General features: G+C 56.9%; 12 protein-coding genes. 2 read left to right on the top strand and 10 right to left on the bottom strand.

The window, feature by feature from the left end; translation table 11 throughout:
• Positions 1-22 precede the first annotated feature (22 nt).
• The 4 genes from parC to cpdA form a co-directional block, all read right to left on the bottom strand.
• Positions 23-2,278 carry a DNA topoisomerase IV subunit A gene (gene parC, locus AR306_RS00745; RefSeq protein ID WP_101495640.1) on the bottom strand — a complete coding sequence of 752 codons (2,256 nt, stop codon included), beginning with the start codon at positions 2,276-2,278 and terminating at the stop codon, positions 23-25.
• A 157-nt stretch (positions 2,279-2,435) separates the two neighbouring features.
• On the bottom strand, positions 2,436-4,331 hold the full coding sequence (gene parE, locus AR306_RS00740) for a DNA topoisomerase IV subunit B (RefSeq protein ID WP_101495639.1): 1,896 nt from the start codon (positions 4,329-4,331) through the stop codon (positions 2,436-2,438).
• Between the two features lie 90 nt (positions 4,332-4,421).
• Positions 4,422-5,006 carry a YqiA/YcfP family alpha/beta fold hydrolase gene (locus AR306_RS00735; protein WP_101495638.1) on the bottom strand — a complete coding sequence of 195 codons (585 nt, stop codon included), beginning with the start codon at positions 5,004-5,006 and terminating at the stop codon, positions 4,422-4,424.
• A gap of 14 nt (positions 5,007-5,020) precedes the next feature.
• On the bottom strand, positions 5,021-5,830 hold the full coding sequence (cpdA, locus tag AR306_RS00730; protein ID WP_101495637.1) for a 3',5'-cyclic-AMP phosphodiesterase: 810 nt from the start codon (positions 5,828-5,830) through the stop codon (positions 5,021-5,023).
• Between the two features lie 201 nt (positions 5,831-6,031).
• Here cpdA and AR306_RS00725 point away from each other — a divergent pair, with 201 nt between their 5' ends.
• Positions 6,032-6,835 carry a cyclic nucleotide-binding domain-containing protein gene (locus AR306_RS00725; RefSeq protein ID WP_101495636.1) on the top strand — a complete coding sequence of 268 codons (804 nt, stop codon included), beginning with the start codon at positions 6,032-6,034 and terminating at the stop codon, positions 6,833-6,835.
• A 97-nt stretch (positions 6,836-6,932) separates the two neighbouring features.
• Here AR306_RS00725 and AR306_RS00720 read toward each other — a convergent pair whose 3' ends face one another.
• From AR306_RS00720 to AR306_RS00695, 6 genes are all read right to left on the bottom strand, one after another.
• Positions 6,933-7,190: a hypothetical protein gene (locus tag AR306_RS00720; RefSeq protein WP_133539696.1), complete on the bottom strand. Its 258-nt coding sequence runs from the start codon at positions 7,188-7,190 to the stop codon at positions 6,933-6,935.
• A 228-nt stretch (positions 7,191-7,418) separates the two neighbouring features.
• Positions 7,419-7,772: a hypothetical protein gene (locus AR306_RS13105; RefSeq protein ID WP_133539694.1), complete on the bottom strand. Its 354-nt coding sequence runs from the start codon at positions 7,770-7,772 to the stop codon at positions 7,419-7,421.
• A 448-nt stretch (positions 7,773-8,220) separates the two neighbouring features.
• Positions 8,221-11,757: a hemagglutinin repeat-containing protein gene (locus AR306_RS13595; protein WP_240622446.1), complete on the bottom strand. Its 3,537-nt coding sequence runs from the start codon at positions 11,755-11,757 to the stop codon at positions 8,221-8,223.
• 263 nt (positions 11,758-12,020) lie between these two features.
• Positions 12,021-12,626, bottom strand: coding sequence for a hypothetical protein (locus AR306_RS00705; RefSeq protein WP_133539692.1), 606 nt, complete (start codon positions 12,624-12,626; stop codon positions 12,021-12,023).
• The gene (locus AR306_RS00700; protein ID WP_101495631.1) at positions 12,595-18,807 is read right to left on the bottom strand and encodes a two-partner secretion domain-containing protein; all 6,213 of its coding nucleotides are present in this window, start codon (positions 18,805-18,807) and stop codon (positions 12,595-12,597) included. The genes AR306_RS00705 and AR306_RS00700 overlap by 32 nt, the downstream gene beginning before the upstream one ends.
• 11 nt (positions 18,808-18,818) lie before the next feature.
• On the bottom strand, positions 18,819-20,516 hold the full coding sequence (locus AR306_RS00695; RefSeq protein WP_101495630.1) for a ShlB/FhaC/HecB family hemolysin secretion/activation protein: 1,698 nt from the start codon (positions 20,514-20,516) through the stop codon (positions 18,819-18,821).
• Between the two features lie 140 nt (positions 20,517-20,656).
• On the opposite strand from AR306_RS00695, the gene AR306_RS00690 reads away from it, so the two are divergent.
• Positions 20,657-21,421: a YdcF family protein gene (locus tag AR306_RS00690; protein ID WP_101495629.1), complete on the top strand. Its 765-nt coding sequence runs from the start codon at positions 20,657-20,659 to the stop codon at positions 21,419-21,421.
• The last annotated feature ends 48 nt before the right edge of the window (positions 21,422-21,469 follow it).

Below are 21,469 nucleotides of genomic sequence, written 5' to 3'. Positions count from 1 at the left end.
CCTGTTTCCCGTTCTGCTCTGATCAACCCGGAATGACATCCAGGGCATCAACCCGCTGAAAGCCCCGTGGCAGTTTGTTGCCACGGCGGCCCCGTTCACCACGATAATGTTCGAGATCGCTGCTTTTCAGGGTCAAGGTACGGCGACCCGATTCGATCTGCAAGCTCGCTCCGGGCGGAACCACGGCAAAATCCACCACCCATTCTTCCCGCTTGCTGGCACGGTCGGCGGGAATGCCCAGCATCTTGTTGCCCTTGCCCTTGCTCAACTGGGGCAGGTCGGCCGCCGGAAACAGCAGCAGGCGGCCATCATTGCTGGTCACCGCCAGCAGCACGTCGTCCAGGCTGTGCAGCGGCTTGGGTGCCATTACTTTGGCATTTGCCGGCACGTTCAGCAGCGCTTTGCCGGCCTTGTTCTTCGCCTGCATGTCCTCACCCTTGACGATAAAGCCGTAACCGGCATCCGATGCCAGAATATAAAGCTGCTCATCGGCCGGCAGCAACACATGCTCGAACGTGGCACCTGCCGGCGGGGTCAGCCGCCCGCTGAGCGGCTCGCCCTGGCCACGGGCCGACGGCAGGGTATGCGCCGGCAACGAATAACTGCGCCCGGTGCTGTCAATGAAGACCGCCTGCTGGTTGCTGCGCCCGGGTGCCGACGCCTTGAAAGCGTCGCCGGTTTTATATGACAGCGCGGCACCATCCACCTCATGGCCACGCGCACTGCGTACCCAGCCCTGCTCCGATACCACCACTGTGACCGGCTCGGACGGTACCAGCTCGGTCTCGGACAGGGCTTTGGCTTCGCCACGCTCGACCAGCGGCGAACGGCGCTCGTCACCGTAGGTCTTGGCGTCTTCGATAATTTCCCGGCGCACCAGGCGCTTGAGCTTGCTCTCGCTGCCAAGCAGCTCCAGCAGGCTGTCACGTTCCTTGCTCAGCTCGTCCTGCTCGCCACGGATCTTCATCTCCTCCAGACGCGCCAGCTGACGCAGGCGGGTATCCAGAATGTAATCGGCCTGTATCTCGGTGATGCCGAAACGCTCCATCAAGACCGGCTTGGGCTGGTCTTCGGTGCGGATGATCTCGATCACTTCGTCCAGATTGAGGAAGGCAATCAACAGGCCTTCCAGCAGGTGCAGACGCTTTTCCACACGATCAAGACGGAACTGCAAACGGCGGCGTACGGTTTCCACCCGAAACTGCAGCCACTCCAGCAGCATGCTGCGCAGGTCTTTCACCTGCGGCTTGTTGTCCAGCCCGATCACGTTCATGTTGACGCGAAAACTGGCTTCCAGGTCGGTAGTGGCAAACAGGTGCTGCATCAGCTCGTCGGCATCGACCCGGTTCGAACGCGGCACAATGACAATGCGACAGGGGTTTTCATGGTCGGACTCGTCACGCAGGTCGGCGACCATCGGCAGCTTCTTGGCCTGCATCTGTGCGGCAATCTGTTCCAGCACCTTGGCACCGGACACCTGGTGCGGCAGCGCGGTAACCACCACATCACCATCGTCCACCTCATACACGGCACGGGCACGAATGGAGCCGCGGCCGGTCTGGTAGATTTTCAGCAGGTCTTCCCGTGGCGTGATGATTTCCGCCTCGGTCGGATAATCCGGGCCCGGCACCAGCTCGCACAACTCTTCTGTGGTCGTCGAAGCCTTGTCCAGCAGCTGCACACAGGCAGCGGCCACTTCACGCAGGTTATGCGGCGGCACATCGGTGGCCATGCCCACGGCAATACCGGTGGTGCCGTTGAGCAGCAGGTTGGGCAGGCGCGCCGGCAATACTTCCGGCTCGTTCATGGTGCCGTCGAAGTTGGGAATCCAGTTGACCGTGCCCTGACCCAGCTCGGACAGCAGCACCTCGGAATAACGCGCCAGCCGCGCCTCGGTATAGCGCATGGCGGCAAAGGATTTGGGATCATCCGGCGCCCCCCAGTTACCCTGGCCATCGACCAGCGGGTAGCGGTAGCTGAACGGCTGCGCCATCAACACCATGGCCTCGTAACAGGCGCTGTCACCGTGCGGATGGTATTTACCCAGCACATCACCCACAGTACGGGCCGACTTCTTGTGCTTGGAGTCGGCATCCAGCCCCAGCTCGCTCATCGCATAGACAATGCGCCGCTGCACCGGTTTGAGGCCGTCACCGACATGCGGCAGGGCCCGGTCCATGATCACGTACATGGAGTAGTTCAGATACGCCTGCTCGGTAAACTCCGCAAGCGACTGGCGCTCGACGCCTTCAAAACTCATTTCGGTTAAATCATTCATATACTTTCAACATGTTCTGTACGTTGCGAACCACGCTGTAGGTGCGAATTCATTCGCATACCTGCGTTGCATCCAAAAATCATGTTCGAATAAATTCGAACCTGCAGGGAATATTCGCGCAACCTTGCGGGAGCCATCCCCGGCACCAGCCAAAAACTCAAACCTCGATTTCCGCCAGATCCCCTTTGGTCTCCAGCCAGGCCCGGCGATCGCCTGCCCGCTTGCGCGCCAGCAGCATGTCGAGAATTTCGCCGGTGCCATCGCCTTCTTCCAGCGTCAGCTGTACCAGCCGGCGGGTATTAGGATCCATGGTGGTTTCACGCAGCTGCGGCGGATTCATCTCACCCAGCCCCTTGAAGCGCGTTACCTGGATCTTGGCCCTTTTATTGGCGGACTCGATCCGCTGCATGATCGCCTCACGCTCTTCATCGTCCAGCGCGTAATGCACTTCCTTGCCGGCATCGATACGGAACAGCGGCGGCATCGCCACATAAACATGCCCGGCCTCGACCAACGCACGGAAATGCCGGACAAAAAGAGCACACAGCAAGGTGGCAATGTGCAGGCCGTCGGAGTCGGCATCGGCCAGGATGCAGATCTTGCCATAACGCAGCTGTTCCAGATCCTTTGCACCCGGATCAACGCCAATGGCCACAGCAATGTTGTGTACTTCCTGCGAAGCCAGCACCTGGCTTTCATCCACTTCCCAGGTATTCAGGATCTTGCCGCGCAGCGGCAGGATGGCCTGGTACTCCTTGTCGCGCGCCTGCTTGGCACTGCCACCGGCCGAGTCACCTTCCACCAGAAACAGCTCGCCGCGCATCGGGTCCTGACCGGCGCAATCAGCCAGCTTGCCAGGCAACGCCGGCCCCTGGGTAACACGCTTGCGCTCGACCCGGCGCGCCGACTTGAGGCGACGGCCAGCCTGTTCGATGACCATTTCCGCCAGCTGCATGCCCTGCTCGGCATGAGCGTTGAGCCACAAGCTAAAGGCATCCTTGACCACGCTGCTGACGAAGTTCGACGCCTGACGTGAAGACAGGCGTTCCTTGGTCTGGCCGGAAAACTGCGGCTCCTGCATCTTCAGCGACAGCACAAAGCTGATGCGCTCCCAGATATCTTCCGGCGCCAGCTTGACACCACGCGGCAACAGATTGCGGAACTCGCAGAAATCACGCATGGCATCCAGCAGGCCCTGACGCAGGCCGTTGACGTGGGTACCGCCCTGCGCGGTGGGAATCAGGTTGACGTAGCTCTCCTGAATGCTGGTACCGCCCTCCGGCAACCACAACAGCGCCCACTCAACCCGCTCGCCTTGGCCGACATGGCTGCCACAAAACGGCTCGTCCGGCAGACGCTCCCACTCGCTGACCGCATCCGCCAGATAGGAACGCAGACCGTCCTCATAGAACCACTCCAGCTTCTCGCCGCTGTTCTTGTCGGTGAAACTGATAGTCAGCCCCGGACAGAGCACCGCCTTGGCCTTGAGCACATGCTTGAGGCGGCTGATGGAAAAACGGGCCGAGTCAAAATACTTGCCATCCGGCCAGAAGCGCACACTGGTGCCCGTATTGCGTCGCCCTACCGTGCCGACCACCTCCAGCTCGCTGGCCTTGAAACCATCGGCAAAGTGCATTAGATATTCTTGGGCATCGCGCCGCACCCGCACTTCCAGCCGGGTCGACAGGGCGTTGACCACCGAAATGCCCACCCCATGCAGACCGCCGGAGAACTCGTAGTTTTTGTTAGAAAACTTGCCCCCGGCGTGCAGGCGGGTAAAGATCAGCTCGACCCCAGGTACGCCTTCTTCGGGATGGATATCCACCGGCATGCCGCGGCCATCATCCACCACCTCCAGCGACTGGTCTTCGTGCAGAACCACCTGAATGTTGCGGGCATGGCCGGCCAGTGCCTCATCCACACTGTTGTCGATGACCTCCTGAGCCAGGTGATTGGGACGGGTAGTGTCGGTATACATGCCGGGGCGCTTGCGCACCGGGTCCAGGCCGGATAAAACCTCAATGGCATCAGCGGTATAGGTGGAGTTGGTCATGCGGGCCCTGTAGAGCAATGGGAACGTAAATAGGAGGGAAAGAATAGCACAAGCACTGCCACTGTATAAATGACCAGCGATAAATCTGTTTCAGGCATGACCAGCAAAAGCCAGCAACTCCGGAATCCGCTCGACAAAGGCCTGATAGCCATGGTCCCCGCCGTTGCGGATATCCAGCCGGCAGCCTTGATAGAACTCTGCTGCATCGCGGTAATCCAGCGTTTCGTCACCGCTCTCCAGCCACACCCAATAACGGGCCGCATCCTGTGGCGGCGGGGTTTCCAGCACAGCCAGCGCCTGTACATGTTCAGGCGTCAAAACCCAGCGCTCGCCGGTAGAGAAGTTCTGCTGCGGCCCGAGGTACTGCTGAAAGCGCAGATGTGGTCGCACCGCCGGATTGATCAGCAATGCCTTGCATGAATATTTTTCCGCCAGCCAGGTCGCATAGTAACCGCCAAGCGAGCTGCCAACCAGCACCACCGACTCCTGCTCCGTCAGCCAACCCTCCAGCAAGGCAATGGCGGCGCGCGGTTCATTGGGCAAGGCAGGCACGAATAGCAGGTCCGGCGGCAAACCGGCCTGTTGCCAGTGACTGATCAGTTGCTGCGCCTTGAAGGACAGGGGCGAGCTGTTGAAACCGTGCAGATACAGCACACTGGCCGGGCCGTCAGCCATCGGTTGACACCGGCTCAATAGCCACTCCCGGAATAATCGATTGTGTAATCGAGTTGCTGCAGCCTGGATACGGCAGTCTCGATGCGCCCGTCCGGATACAACCGCAACCAGCGGTAGCCCGGCAGCTGCGTATCCAGGGCAAAGTCACTGCTGGCCGGTGCAAACTGGATACAGGTGGACGGGCTTGCCAGCAGCCGGACACCCTTGCGCACCCTATCCACCTCCTGGTGAATATGCCCCCAGAGTACTGCCCTGACACCGGCGAAGCGGTCAAGCACGGCAAAGAACTCATCCGCATTGCGCAAGCCGATGGCATCCAGCCAGGTACTTCCGGTGGGTACCGGGTGATGATGCAGGCATACCAGCACATGACGCTCGCCGGCAGAACCCAGCGCCTGCTCCAGCAGGTCAAGCTGTTCTGGCGCCAAATACCCATGGACCCTGCCGGGCACCGCCGAATCCAGAAACAGGACCCGCCAGCCGGGCAGGTCAGTCACCGCCTGCATCCAGTCCTGCCCGGCACTACAGGCCAGCTGTGTTCTTGCATCATCATGATTGCCCGGCAACCAGCGCATGGGAGCGCCAATCGGGCCGGTCAGCTCGACAAAACGGCGGTAAGCCGCGACCGAAGCATCCTGCGAGACATCACCGGTCGCCAGTATCAGGTCCACATTCTGCTGCTCGGCACGTACCAGCTCGACCACGGCCTTGAGACTCTCGCCGGTTGGCAGCCCGAGCAGGCTTTCATCCGGGCTGGCAAACAGGTGGCTGTCCGTGATCTGCACCAGCGTATGGCAGTCTGATTTATATTCGCAAGCGGGCACGCCCAGTGTCCTCCTATCAATCTGGCACGATTATGCTCAGCGACCCGTAAATTCGCAAACCAAAACACCGTTTCAGGGCGCCAGGCCGCCATCTTCACCACAAAACTGTGAACCCGCCGTCAACTTGTGCGGCAATTCGCGCCGGATATGGCCAAGTGCTTTATACTGCAGCCAGTAAAGTGATTGCACAGGACATAAATCATGTACTTGCTTGGTGATGTGCCCCTCTATGCCCAGCCCCTGCTCACGCGCTTGCAGGAAATCCCGGTACAGTTGCTTGATGGACTGGAGCCCTGCGGCCCGGCCCTGGAGTTCGACAGCAACACCGATCTGAATGCAATCCTGCCGGAAAACCAGCTGTTTTTGCTGGAGCAAGGTGTCATTGACACCTCGACTGACGGCCGGCAGCTGTTCTATTTGCAGCAAGACAGCCTGATCGGACTGCGTCATGGCCTGAACCTGCCTCATTGGCAGTATAGCCACAATGAACCCGTCAAACTGATCCCCTACGAGCGACGCAGCTTCTTCCAGCATATTTACAGCTCAGAGCAACGTCAGGAGCTGTTCACATTCTACCTGTTGGGACAAACCACCCTGCTGACCGAGGCGTTCGCCCGCATCAAACAAATGGAAGTCAGCCCCACAACCGGGTTCGAGCACTTTGCTCCCGGAGAAAAACTGATCCGGCAGGGCGACAACGCCGAGCATGTCTTCGTCATCATCGAAGGCCATGCCGAAGCCTGGGTGGATGGACAAAAAGTCGGCGACGTACAGAAAGATGAAATCTTCGGTGCCATGGCTGTATTCATCAACGAACCACGCACGGCCACCGTGATCGCCACCGAGCCCTGCACGGTCATGACCATTCCCAAAGACCAGTTCCTGACCCTGATGCAAAGCAACCCGCGCATTGCCCACAGCCTGATCGAAAGCATGGCGCGCCGCATCGACCTGATGAACAAGGAAATCAGTCATCTGCGTAATCAGCTGCAGGAAGAAGGCTGAGGCCGGCTGAGACTCCCTCCCAGATAACCGGGCCCGTTGCAGGCCCGGTCCGCTAAGCCGGTCATCTGCCGGTGATGAGCCGGTCGATTTTTTGCACCTACTCTGCCGAGTCTTCGGTTTGCAGTTTATTGGCCCAAAACTCTTCCCGGCTTTTCTCCCCCACCGCCCGATATACGCTGTTATCGCTACCGGATATCCTGCTCACTGCTGAACCCGTCAGGTCAGAGCTATAGGCTTTACCCTGATTGGCCTCGGCCATTGCTGCCTTGTTGTCTTTGCCTATACCAAAATCATAGCTGGCCACCAAACCGGCGGAGCTGGCCTTATAGTCGCTGTGATTGTGCAGGTCACTCACCACCAATGTGCCGGTTTCCAGACGATTGAGGCCGTCCTGTACTGCTTGTTCACTGCTGGCAATTACTGCGCCGGTCAGTTCGGTTTTACCGCCAACCGTTAGCTGGAAACCACCATCGCCCGCCTGTATGCCGCTCTGCTGGTTGACGCTGGCATAGTCGCCTTTGGCTTTACTATTGCTCTGGCTGGCGCTGGCTGTGCTGGTACCAGTACTAAGCGCATACGGTTCTCATGGCGCACCGCAGGCTGGGCTACTACGTGAAACTGAATTGTCCAAACACTGCCCAGTGTACTGATAACCTTTGCTCAACATACATCTTTCCCATTTATGATGTAACCTTTTGAGCAAACTCAAAAAACTTTCACTAGGTTGCCGCTCAGCTTCCATCTGTTTTTCACTGAAGTTTGCACCAAGAGTTGAACCACCACATTCTTTGGAATCCTGCCCCCTTTGTTCAGCACTGGTATCTGGCTTTATCCAGTATTCTATTTCTGGGGGGCCTGGTTCAAACACACTTATCCCGCCAAGCAAACAGCCACTTAATAAAGGCAATAAAAAGCAAAGCACCCATATAGTTCTCATTACTACCCGCCTTTCAGTAAAACTTCCAATACCTGCCAAGCTTCAGCCGGTAGCGCTTCCGGCATGGCTAAAAAACCAAGCAGAACTCATGGCGCACCGCAGGCTGGTCTTGAGCGTGAAACAGAGTCATCGGGATAGCACTTGCCTATATATTGATATCCTTTGTTTAGCATGCATCGTTCCCAGTTATCGTATAGCCTGCCTCTTGCAGCCCATTGATCTTTATCTTCTGGCTGCATAGCTTCTTGGATATTTACCTGACTAAAAACCGGATCACCGTTCTCATTACCTTTGCAATCAATGGAGTCCAAAACTCGCTGCTCAGCACTGGTGTCTGGCTTTATCCAGGATTCTATTCGTGGAGGGCCGGGTTCAAACACGCTTATCCCGCCAAGCAAACAGCCACTTAATAAAGGCAGTAAAAGGCAAAGCACCCATATAGTTCTCATTACTGCCCACCTTTCAGTAAAACTTCCAACACCTGCCAAGCTTCAGTCGGTAGTGCTTCCGGCATGGCAAAAAAGGCAGAAGGAACAATCGCTATAACACTCCATGCGTTATAAGCTATTTTTTGAGTTTCAGTTAAGCCACGTGTGGTATTACCCGTATCGTCATACAAGCCAGTAATATCACCGCCAATTGCATCGTGGGCTCCTGCAAAGCTTTCTATCACATGATCCCAGAAGCCGTTTGGCGCGTAGGGTTTACCGGCAATAGTTCCCTCCAGCCCCTGAACACCACCAGTTAGGCCGCTCATTTCCTTGCCTTCTTTGGTTGTCAAAAACTTATCAAAGTCCATTCCTGCTCCTTTTTCATCAAACTTAACCATGTCATTTTCCCACTTCAGCTTTGGAATACCATTAATGTCTAAAACTGGCTTGCCATTGTCATCTTCCAGGGTTACACAACGGCTATTATCCTTACCGCAAATCAAGTCCAAATCCACCCGTACACCGCCCAGTTTTTTGCCATCACCACGCACACCGGCGCTGTCGCCGGAAAGATTGCTTAAAATTTTGTCAGTGCCATCTTCATTTACTCCGATAATCACCCCAGCAAAACGGCTGGAGCTGTCGATGCTGTACTGGCGCATCTGATCCGCCGCTTCTTGCAATACGGAATGGGCAACAGCAGTGTCCAGTTGGCCAGTTAAGGCACCAATCACAACGTTCATGACCCGCTCTTGAGTGTTGAGCACATTAATTTGTCCCTGAATCTCTTCCTGTGCTGCGGTGTTGTCAGCATTGCGTTTCTGTTCCAGTAACTCTTCCCGCTTGCTATGAACATAAGCATTTACCGAATAGGTAGCCTGCTGGCTAAAAGCCGTCATGATTTCAGCATTGGCTTGCACCACACGTTCTAGCTTTTTGCCATCCCAGTTCTTGGCAATGCCGCCCGAACTATCGCCGGAACGTACCGCATCATTCAGTTTATCCAGCAAAGCTGTCGCAGTCTGGCCGGTCAGTTCCTGCTGTGCCTTCAAGTCAGTGATAACGATGTCGGCCTGACTGATAGCGGAGCGGGTTACGCTGTTATCGCTACCGGATATCCTGCTCACTGCTGAACCCGTCAGGTCAGAGCTATAGGCTTTACCCTGATTGGCCTCGGCCATTGCTGCCTTGTTGTCTTTGCCTATACCAAAATCATAGCTGGCCACCAAACCGGCGGAGCTGGCCTTATAGTCGCTGTGATTATACAAATCACTCACCACCAATGTGCCGGTTTCCAGACGGTTGAGGCCGTCCTGCACTGCTTGTTCACTGCTGGCAATCACTGCGCCGGTCAGTTCGGTTTTACCGGCAACCGTTAGCTGGAAACCACCATCGCCCGCCTGAATGCCGCTCTGCTGGTTGACGCTGGCATAGTCGCCTTTGGCTTTGCTATTGCTCTGGCTGGCGCTGACAGTGCTCATTCCGCCGTAGCAAAACGGCGGAATGCACAGGCTGACACCAGCACTGGAACTGCTCTGTCTGGACTGGTAGGTGCTGCGATCCTGTAAGCTTTTCACTATCAGATTACCGCCGATATCCGCTGTAACCTGCTCGCCCTTGACTACTGCACCATGCAATTCGGTATCTGCACCAGACTCCATGTGTACACGGCGGCCAGCCTCTACCTGGGTGTTGCTCCACATAATATCGCTGCCATCGGCTTTGCCCCGGAACTGGTTGGCGGCCAGTTCCAGAGTGAAGCCATTTTGCGAACCACCCAAGCCAAAGCCAATCCCCGCACTCCAACCGCCGCCATTATCCCTGCTATTTTGCTGTGCGGTGTTCTGTGCACCACCCAGAAAAATATTTCTATCAGCTTGTAGCGTGACATCCTGTCCGGCAGACACACGGCTGCCAATAATATTAATGTCGCTTTCCTCAGTACCGGTAGCCTGGATGTGAACATCGCCACCAGCAATTACACTGCTGGCGACAACATTACGACCTTCCTGGGCAGTTGTGCTTTTACTGTTACTGTTGCTCAGGTTAATACTGATTTTAATACCTCCAGCATTGCCGCCAGCCATGGCCTGGGCGCTGTCATATACAGCTTTGCCCTGCATGGCCATTGTGGCGGCGGCCAGCGCCTGCATGCGTGGATCATCGGTGCGTTCACGCGCCCGGTTAACCTGCTGCATGCTCTGGATTGCATTGACAACCGGAATGCTGACAGTGCCACCCACCGCAGTGCGGTTGGCGCTGCGCGTCTCGGAATGACTAAGTTGGTCATATCCGGCCTCAATATTGACCTGCTTGGCGCGGATATGAATATCTCCCTCAAGTGCCAGCACACCGCTGGCCGTTTGCTGGTAGGTTTCTCCCGCTTGCAGATGGATATTTCCAGCCAATGAAGCCAGCTGACTGCTGCTTTGCTGAAGGGTTTCACCCTGTGTTTTGACTTTTTGTTTCACCTGCCCAGTGGCTGGTTGCCACCAGCTACCGATTTCACCTGTTTTCTTGCTGCTGGATGATGTGGCGTTATATGAGGTGTTTTCAGCACTGCCAATATGCAAATCACGGCCTGCACTGACGCGCATATCACGCTCGCTGATCAGGGTACTGCCCTGAATAGCGGTATCACGCCCACTGCTGAGCAACAGGTTGTCGGCGCTGAGATAGCTGCCCACCGCTGTACCGCTGCCCTGCTCGGCGGCTTGCTGTTTTTGCGTGTGCGTCAACAGGGCATGATGGCTGAAACCCAGCGTGCTGGAATGTTTGCTCTGGCTTTGGTTGCTGTATTGCAGGGCGCTGGACAGCTCAAGATCACGGCCAGCCTGCAACGCCATATCACCCTGCGCCCGCAGGTCGCCTGCGTTTACGCGCACATCCTGTCCGGCGCTGATCAGGATACTGTCGGCCTCGGCGGTTGTGCCAAGCACCTGAGACCGGCTTTGGCTGCTGGTCTTGCCTTTGCTTGAAAACAGGCCCGACCTGGATTTTGCGCTGGCCTGGCTGCTGCTGTTTGCAGCGGCCAGCAACAAAATATCGCCGCCTGATTGCAGCTCAAGGTGCTGTCCTGCTTGCAGCTGTGCGCCCTGGCTGACGATGGCTTCAGCACCATGGATCAGCAAGTCGCTACCCGCCTGAATGGACGATACGACTGCGGTACTGTTGTCGCTTTCGTTCATGCGGTAGCTTTTTCGTCCAAAGCTGCCTTTTTTCTTTTTCTCGTAGAAGCTGTAGTCCACGTCCTGTTCGGCCAGCAGTTGTACCTTGCCGCCGGCTACCAGGTAGGCTTCGTTGTTGGCTGTAACATTGCTGGAAACCAGCGTCAGATCGTTGCCAGCCACAGCGGAAAACTGGCCGCCTGAGACCACCTCGGTACCTTGCTGCTGAATCAGGTCACGCTGGCTGGTGCGCTTTTTACTCTTGCTGTAATGATGGCTTTCATTGGCCGCTGCGGCCAGTGTCAGGTCATTGCCGGCTGTCAGCTGCATGTTCTGGCCGGACTCGATGCGGCTGGCCACGGCAGTCAGGTTGCGCCCGGCTTCTATGCTCAGATTGCCGCCGGCCAGGGTTTCGCTACCCAGCTGCTCGGTCTGGTTATTGAGATAATGACGTTGTCCATCAAGTAGCGATAGATCGCTTCGTCACTGTGAATTCCGACAATAAACCGCTGGCCGGTGCGGGCGGTCCAGGCTTCACGGAGCATGCGTTGCTCAAACAGGCCATCGCCATATGCAGCCAGTGAATGCACAGGCTGCATACACATCAATACGATTAAATGCGAAGAGCCCTTTATTCGAGCCCTAATTTTTCATTCCACCATATTCACCAGCTTTTCGCAGCGCTCTACGCACTCGAACCAAGGCTGTCCAGACCAATCCCCTTCATCAGCCACTCGAAAAAAAGATATTTTGTCAGACTTGAGAACCCATCGCTTGGGGTTTCTTATAAACTGGAAACCATAGGCTGATCCATTCGCATGCATATACACATGCACATTAGATCTTGCCCCCTTGCCTTTATAACCGCCCCAGAAAGACGTTTCCTGACTTTCACAGATCTCACTTGCAATTTTTGTATCCTCCTCAACAAATAGACAATACCTAATGTTATATTCTTCAGAATAAATCAAATACTTGCCATTAAAAGCATGCGAAACCTCCCATTTATACTCTTTCAGAATGTCAGGCCTATACCACCCTCTCGCTTCATTAAATTTTGACGTTGGTCCTTTTATATTCTTTATTGCAGAAAAAACCGGATACTCCAATGGATCAACCCGAAGATAGCTGTCGTGCAGGGCAAAGCTGTCCCCTCCCGCCTCGTATGCATGGTAAGCCGATTGAGGCACACACCCAACCATAGTCAACAGTATCAGAATACTGCTAATCCTTAATGTATCGTTTGTAGTTTTCATAGCCATGCTCCCAAGGTTTTAACGGGACAACCTCAGCATCCCAATTGAACAATTTTCCGGCCCAACCGCCATTGACGAGATCCCATGATCCAATCATCACCTCCGCATTGGTTGGGGCCACTGCACCAAACGGAACGGAGTACAGATAAACTTTTTCAGCCAGTCCATTGCTACCCAGATAAATATTAGTCAACGTTCCCAAGGAGTGCCCTGCCAAAAGGTCATTATCCAAACCAAGTTTAGATAAATAACTCTGAACCGTAGCGTCGGGCAACCCCTGGTAGCCCAGGGCGATATCTATGGCATCAAAGGGCAAGCCTCTTATCTCTCTATTTAAAACTCCACGGATTCCGACACCATTACTTTTATAAAAATCTTCGTTACTCTTGCTTAACCTGGACCCGACACTTTTCAACCGGTTCCCTGCAATAGAGCCAGCCATTAAAGCCCAGTTCAGCTCTTCGGGCTTCAAGCCTACCTCCTTGGCAACTTTAGACTGCACATATCCAAAAGCCTGGTTCATCCCTAGTCTGGAAACTTCCTTACTTAAGCTCATCCATTCACCACTACCCACATATTCAGTAATTTTTCCCGCTGTATTTATCGGGTTATTATAGTAAGTACCTGCCGATAGATAGCCTGCAAAGCCACCTGTGATGGCCCCGCTCAATGCTGCATCGCGCCAGTCTTGGCCCTGGCTGGCCGCTCCAGCGGCTCCGCCCGCTGCCCCGGCCAATATTCCGGAAAGGGTTGCATTAGCCCAGCCGGCGGCAATGGTGGAACCAGCCGCAGCACCAGATGCAACTGCCGAGGCTGTAGCTGTTCCCGCAGCCGCCATTGCTCCACCCGAACCCGCACCAGCTCCCGCAGCGGCTCCAATGGCACCGCTGGCTGCTCCAGCCGTAAAGTACGCCACCACAATGGCAATCACCATGGCTGCCGGGCCGCTCAGGCCGGAGCTGCTGTAGCTGAAGCTGTCATGCAGTTCCTTGACCTGGCGCCAGTCAACATCGCCGCGTTGCTGCATATCCTTGAGCCAGGCCAGTTGCGGATCGGCCTGTACCATGGCGTCGATGGTCTGGTTAACGCTTTGCTGGTTGACTTCCTTGATGTCAATCTGGATACGCTCGGCGGCACGAATGGCGATTTCGCCTTGCGCCTGTAGCTGGCTCTGGATCAGGGTCTCGTCGGTGTGGCCCTTGCCCTTGGCGCTTTGCCAGACCCAGCTGTTTTTGCTGCGGATGCGGCTTTGCTGCTCAAGGTCCTTGACGCCTTCAAACTCAATGCCTGCGCCGCTGTCGAGGGTCAGGTCAGCATCGCTGGTCAGTTGCGCGGCCTGATAGCGCTGCCCGTCACCGCTGATAATGGCTAGATCGCCGCCACTGGTGATGCTGCTGCCGATATGGGTGGTTTGTGTACGCTCGTCAATTTTAATGCCTTTGCTGCCCAGGCTGCCTTTGCTCTTGCCATCGGATAGCTGATTATCGAGATTCTGGGCAGCCAGAACCTCTACCGCCCCACCAGCCACCAGAGTGACACCTCTACCGGCATCAATGGTGCTGGCCAGCAGCCCCAGATCTTGTCCAGCGATGGCAGTGAATTCGCCACCTGTTTGCAGCTGACTACCCTGCTGTCGAATGGTTTGTTGCTGTGTCTCGGTGTTCTGCATGGCGCGACCGGTATCCGGTGCCCAAAACTTGCCTATTTCACCCTTTTTGACTGTTCGGGATACCTGGCTGCTGTGTGTGGTGTTTTCCGCACTGACAATATGCAAATTACGGCCTGCACTGATGTGCATATCGCGCTCGCTGCTCAGGGTACTGCCCTGAATAGCGGTATCACGCCCACTGCTGAGCAGCAGGTTGTCGGCGCTGAGATAGCTGCCCACCGCTGTACCGCTGCCCTGTTCGGCGGCTTGCTGTTTTTGCGTGTGCGTCAACAAGGCATGATGACTGAAGCCCAGCGTGCTGGAGTGTTTGCTCTGGCTTTGGCTGCTGTATTGCAGGGCGCTGGACAGCTCAAGATCACGGCCGGCCTGCAACGCCATATCACCCTGCGCCCGCAGGTCGCCTGCGTTTACGCGCACATCCTGTCCGGCGCGGATCAGGATGCTATCAGCCTCGGCGGTTGTGCCAAGCACCTGAGACCGGCTTTGGCTGCTGGTCTTGCCTTTGCTCGAGAGCAGGCCCGACCTGGATTTGGCGCTGGCCTGGCTGCTGCTGTTTTCAGCGGCTAGCAACAAAATATCGCCGCCTGACTGCAACTCAAGGTGCTGTCCTGCTTGCAGCTGTGCGCCCTGACTGACGATGGCTTCAGCGCCGTGGATCAGCAAGTTACTACCCGCCTGAATGGACGATACAACAGCGGTACTGTTATCGCTTTCACTCATGCGGTAACTTTTGCGTCCAAAGCTGCCTTTTTTCTTTTTCTCGGAGAAGCTGTAGTCCACGTCCTGTTCGGCCAGCAGCTGTACCTTGCCGCCGGCTACCAGGTAGGCTTCGTTGTTGGCTGTGACGTTACTGGAGATCAGCATCAGGTCATTACCAGCCACAGCGGAAAACTGGCCGCCGGAGACCACCTCGGTACCTTGCTGCTGTACCAAATCGCGCTGGCTGGTGCGTTTTTTACTCTTGCTGTAGTGATGACTTTCATTGGCCGCTGCAGCCAGTGTCAGGTTGTTGCCGGCTATCAGCTGCATGTCCTGGCCAGATTCGATGCGGCTGGCCACGACGGTCAGGTCGCGCCCTGCATCTATGGCCAGAGCGCCTCCGGCCACTGTTTCGCTGATCAGCTGTGCGGTCTGGCGGTTCAGGTAGTGGCTGCCACGGCTGATGCTGTGCCGTTCTTCTACTGAGGACAGGCTTACGTCACGTCCGGCACTGATCTGCAGGTCGCCACCGCTTTGCAGTGCTCCACCCAGGTTCTGCACGTCACGGCCTGCATTCAGGCGCAGGCTGTTGGCAGCTTCGATGCGGGCGGCACTGTCGGCAAAGCTGGTTTCCCAGCGGCTGTTGCCTAGGGCACTTTCGTGGTGGGTGACGCTGCGCTCATTGAGAATATCGCCAGTGCGGGCGGTCAGGTCTACATCACGGCCCGCCAGAATACCGCCTTGACGGTTGCTGATGCTGCCTTCGGCCAGCAAGCTCAGGCGCTCACCAGCTTGCATCAGGCCGCTGTTGTGAATGTTTTGTGCTTGCACGCCAAGGTTGTTGCGGGCGCGCAAGGTGCCCTGGTTGCTCAGGTCGCCGCCGCTGATCAGGGCCAAATCCTGCCCTTGAATCAGGGCACCATTGGGGGCCAGGCGGCCTTCGGCCTGGGCCATGTACAGCACAGGCACCAGTACTGTTTCGCCCATGACTTCGCGCTGTTCCATCCAGACGATATCGTGAGTGAGGGCGGCTACCTGTTCGGCACTCAGGCTGATGCCCACCGACAGGTTGAGTGCATCTTTGCTGGCGATGGCATTGTCCATCAGATAGCGGAACAGGGCCTCGTCGCTGTCCAGCCCGGCAATGTAGCGCTGGCCGGTGCGGGCGATCAGTGCCTCCCGTATCAGCTTTTGCTCATACAGGCCGTCACCCAGGCGTTTTTGCATGTTGTCCGGGTTAAGGCCCAGTTCGCCCAACAGATAATCACTGCTGAGGAACTGACGCATCTGTGTCAGTGCGGGGTTGGTTTCAATCAGGTAAGAATGGCCCGGACGGGTATTGAGCCGGAACAGGCCAAGGTTACCTTGGGGCAAGGTGAACTCGGGTACGCCTGCCGGCTGCTGTGTCAGGTCAGCCATTTGCTGCGGATTGAGCGGCACCAGTGTTTCGACAGCGCCATCTGCACGGCTGCCACCAGACACATAGTCAAAGGACGGCCGGATCAGGCTGTTGTTGATCTGTTCTTCTGCTTCAATGTGCAGCGTGCCTCCTGCCTGGATGGTGCCATGGTGGTATTCGACATTGCTCACCACCGGCTCGCTGCTGCTGCGTATACCCTGGATATGGGTATTGATGAAACTGTTCAGCTCGGCAGAGATATTGCCCGGGTTATAACTTGAGCGTTCGTGCCAGTTACGTGCTGTGAAAGCATTGGCATCATTGATCTGGTAACCCACCCGGTGCGCACGCACCCGGTGTGAATGCAACACCCTGGACTGAAACACATCACCGGTCTGGGCACCACGGTTTTCCACCTGGCCAGCCACAAGGTGCATGTTGTTGGCAGCCGCGAGCAGGCTGTACCAGTTGTCGATCTGGTCTGCCTGCAACAGCAGGTTACCACCCGATAGCAGCTCAGACTGCGGGCTGTTACGAGTCACTTCAGTACGGTCTATTTCATCCAGTCGGAACAACGCATCTTCGTTGGTTCCGCTGCAATCAATACAGCCCACATGTACCAGCCGTGCGGAATATTTGTATGTCCGGGTAGCAAATTCTTCCCGGATATTCTCGATGTGGTCGGCACGTATCAATATATCGCCTACCGTCTCAACCGTACCGGACAGGTTGCTGAAGCGGCCGCCGATATCATCTTGCGCTTCAGCTGAAATCAACAAGCTGCCCAGACTGTAGATATTGCCCCTGCGATTGACGATATCCCGGCCAGCCAGATACATGTCACCGCCGCTCAAGAGCAGCCCCTGATCATTGTGCAGCTCATCAGCCACTATCTGTACATGCTGCCCCGCACCCAGACTGCCACTATTGGCAAGTTTCTTTGCTTCTATCTGAAGATCTTGCCCCGCCTGCAAGCGGCCTGCATTATCAAGCGTACCTGCTATTTCCAAATGTGCATTTGCACCGGCGGCCATCAGACCATCTGCACCGTTGCTGGCATCCTGCGCCAGCAGGGCAAGGGTGCTCTCAGCAAGTAGCGTTCCGCTGGCGTTATCCAGAAACCGTGCATCAACAGCCAGATCACCTTGCGAGACAATGCTGCCCTGTGCATTAAGCAGCTGTTCAGCCCTCAGTTCACTGTCTCTGGTACTGGCAATATGGCCCTGCCGGTTGTCCAGAGTTTGCACTTCGACCTCAAGGGTACCGTGGCTGGAAACCTGGCCCCTGTTAGTCAGCTGGTCTGACTGGATGCTCATCCGGGCAAACGGGTTCAGCGAGCCATCGGCCTTGATGCCTGCCTCAACCATGCCATGGTTTTTTACCTGCCCAGCCTCGATAACAATTTGTTGGCCTGCAGCCAGACTGCCCTGCACATCAAGCTTCGGTGTTATCAGCTGCGCCTGTTGGCCCGCATAGGCATCCTCTTCCAGCCGAATCTCCGCTGCCTCAAGCCGTATGTCCTTGCTGGCAGCAACACGCGCCAACGTCAGCTTGCCATTGGCATCAATCTGAATGTCACCGGCACTGGCGGCCATGTCGCCGGCCAGTTTCACACCCACGCCGGCTTCGGTGCCAACCAGACGAATGGCTCCGGCATACATGCCGCCCAGAGCCGAGCTGTCGATGGCCAGCAGCGGTTGTTCATGGGTCGGGCCGGTTTTGGCGGTGGCCTTGAGCGTGCCCGCTTCCACCTGGTTGCGACCGGTGATGATGTTGAGTTCGTTGGCGTGCAGCTCGGCGTTGATTTTCGCGCTACGGGTGATCAGGTCAAACCGGCTGATGTTGCTGGCGTTGAGGCCGGCACCGACAATGTCGATATCGCCGCCGTCGACGTCATAGCCGTGCAGCCGGCCCTGCTCGATCATGGGCCGGCCGGTGGTCAGGGTCGCTTGCGGGGTGTTGATGAAGCCGCAGCCATCACAGGTGATGCCGTGCGGGTTGGCGACAATTACGTGGGCTTTTTTGCCGGCCACTTCGGTGTAGCCTTTGAGCTGGCTGCGCTGGCCACCGGTGACTTCGTTGAGAATGGTGTTGGCGGCTTTGCCATTAAGCTGGCTATTGCCAAAAATGATGCCACCCAGCTGCGTTTGCGTCAGCTTGTCGGTGCTGTTGTTGAGGATCAGCCCCTGCTGGCCGACGTTGTAGTCGGTGAACTTGTTGTGTGACAGCCCGTTGCCGTTGGGGGTGGCGATATTGACCACCGGCACGCCATTGTTGGCCGTGGTCACGTGGGTGTTGCCGCCTCCCTGGTGATCCACGTTCAGGTTGGCAGCGATGCTGTGCAGGGGCTGTGCCCACATCACGGCAATCAGTAGCTTGGCAATGGTTTTGAACAGGGGACTTTGGGTATTCATCTTGTAGTCCTTTACAAGAAAACATCGATGCGGAAATAAACCGGTCTTTCCTTGCGTTCAAGGGCATCCGGGCGGGACAGGCTGCGGGCACTGGTGACGGACAGCGCCAGGTGTTCGCCCTGTGCGCTGAATTCAAAGGCATGGCTGGCCATGCGGCCACTGCTTTCATGGTTGTAGGTGTCGCCACGGATGGCGCCCAGATCGTAGGCGGCCAGCAGGCTGTATTGCTGCAGCAAGGGTTGCAGCCAGTGCCAGGTGATCGGGCGGTTCCAGCGCAACTGATTGCGCCAGTAGTAGCCGCTGTCGCCGGTCAGGCTCTGGTCTTTATAGCCACGAATGGAATACAAACCGCCCAGGCTGAAACGCTGCGGGCTGTAGAGCACGTCTTCACTACGTTGGGCACTCAGCAGGCTGTCGAAGCTGAAGCGCTCGCCGGCCAGCTGGAAGGGTTGCAGGTAGCTGGCGGTCAGGGAGTATTTGTTATAGCGGGCCACTGGCTGGCCGCCTTTGGGTGAGCCTTTGCGCTGGGCATCCAGTGCGCCGCTGCCGCGTTGCCAGCCCAGGTCGACGTTGACAAAGGCGCTGCCCACTCGCCGGCCATGGTTAAAGCCCAGTTGATATTCAGTCAGGCGCTGGCTCGATACATCCAGCAAATAATTGTCCAGATAGTTGCGACTGCGCAGGTGGCTGATGCCAATATTTACGGCTGTCTTACTGGTGCTGTCACGGTGGATGACACGCTCGGCGGTGAGTGCCTGAGTGGTGCTGACACCATCCAGCACAAAGGAGAAGCCCTGCCCCTGCGTACGGGTACGGTAATAACTGTGGTTGTAATGGTAGTTGAAGGTCCACCAGCCATAGGGCAGCTGGTAGCTCAGGCCATGACTGGCCGAGTGGCGATAACGATCGCTGACGGCATCCTTGCTGCCCCGGACACTGAGCTGGTCAGCCAGCCCCAGTGGACTGTCCCAGCTCAGCCAGGTGCTCCACTGTTGTTCACCGGTGCTGCGCTGGCCGTCGTTGTGACGGCTCAGGCCGGCACGCCAGGGTTTGCTGCGCTCGCCACGGGCAACGACCCGGCTGCCACCAGCGGCCTCGCCGGGCTGCAGGTCGAACTGCACCTGCCGGGACGGCAAACGCCCGAGCTGATCCACCGCCTGTTCAAGATTACGGATGTTGAATGGCTGTCCGGGGTTGAGCGGCACCAGCATGCGCAGTTCGTGCGGGCTGAGTACATCGGCACCGTCCAGCCCCTCTGTGTGGCCTTCGACCACCTGCACCTGCAGGGTGCCACTGGCAAGGTCTTGCGCCGGCAGGTAGGCACGGGTAGTTACATAACCGCGCTCAAGGTAGGCATGGGTAATATCCTGCAGCAGCAGGTTAAGCCGGGCAGCCGTCAGGCATTGATGCTGGTACGAGTGCAACAGCCTGCTTTGTGCAGAGTGGACAAGCCGGGTGACGCCGAGCAGCTCAATACGTTGCACGTCAATGCAGTGGCCATCGGCAGGCAGGGAATCAACACTGGGGCCCGGCAAGGCACCGGGCAGGCTTTGCAGTTCGTCCAGCCGCTGTTGCTGCTCCTGCAACAGACGTTGCTGGCGCTCGCGAGCCAGGTCGCGGTCACCGGGTAGAGTGACCGCATGAACTGGCAATGTGATCAGGAAAGTCCAGAAAAGAAGGGCTCTCCCCAAGAAAGTGAGTGCATCCATGCATATGCTCCTTCAGGAACATCCAACATCCTGTTGATTCGGTTACTACATTAGCCTGTTCGCCGAACAGAGAACGTGCATAGTTCACATTTTTACGACACACTAACGCCCTATAGACCAAAGTATCAAAAGGCACATCCATGACCTGGCGTTTCATCCTCAAGCAGCTGGGCATGCCGCCTGGCAGTCTGCTCCTGTTGCTGCTCATGGCATGGCTGCTGCGCAAACGGATGCCGAAAACGGCAACCGGCCTGTTTTTCATCACACTGGCAGCACTTTACGGTCTCAGCATGCCACTGGTAACCCAACAACTGGCCAGTCATCTTGAAAACCAGCCTGCCCTGACACAAGACCGATGGCCGCAACTGGCTGACCAGGCATCCGCCATCATCATCCTCGGTGGCGGCCGCGAGCCGGCCGACCCTGCCTGGGCTGCCGACCAGCCGTCCCTGTTTGCTGTCCAGCGGCTGCGCTACGGTGCCCGCCTGGCCAGGGCGTCCAGCCTGCCTGTGCTGGTCACCGGCGGGTTGCATTTTGACCGCCCACCCAGTGAAGCCCGCATCATGGCCGATACGCTGCAACAGGATTTTTCGGTAGCTGCCCGCTGGCTCGAAGAACGCAGCCGCACCACATGGGAAAACGCCCGTTTCAGCGCTGAAATTTTGCAGCCCGAAGGCATTGCCACCGTTGTACTGGTGACCGACGCCTGGCACATGCGCCGGGCCCGCTGGAGTTTCGAGCAGGCAGGTTTCCAGGTCATTCCGGCACCGCAGGGTTTTTACAGCGCCAACCCGGACAAGCCATTGGGCGGCTGGCTACCCGAATCCCGCGCCTTTTGGCAGAACACCCAGTTGCTCAACGAGTTGCTGGGGTTGTGGCTGTACCCTGTGCTGTATGCACGCTAAATGTTTTATCCTTTCGCTCCAGCAGCAGGGATGCCGGCAGAACATAGG

The sequence above is a fragment of the Thiopseudomonas denitrificans genome (assembly GCF_002866065.1).
GTDB classification, from domain to species: Bacteria; Pseudomonadota; Gammaproteobacteria; order Pseudomonadales; family Pseudomonadaceae; genus Thiopseudomonas; species Thiopseudomonas denitrificans.
The sequence above is the reverse complement of the archived record's forward strand: the minus strand, read 5'-3'. Positions and strand labels throughout refer to the sequence as shown.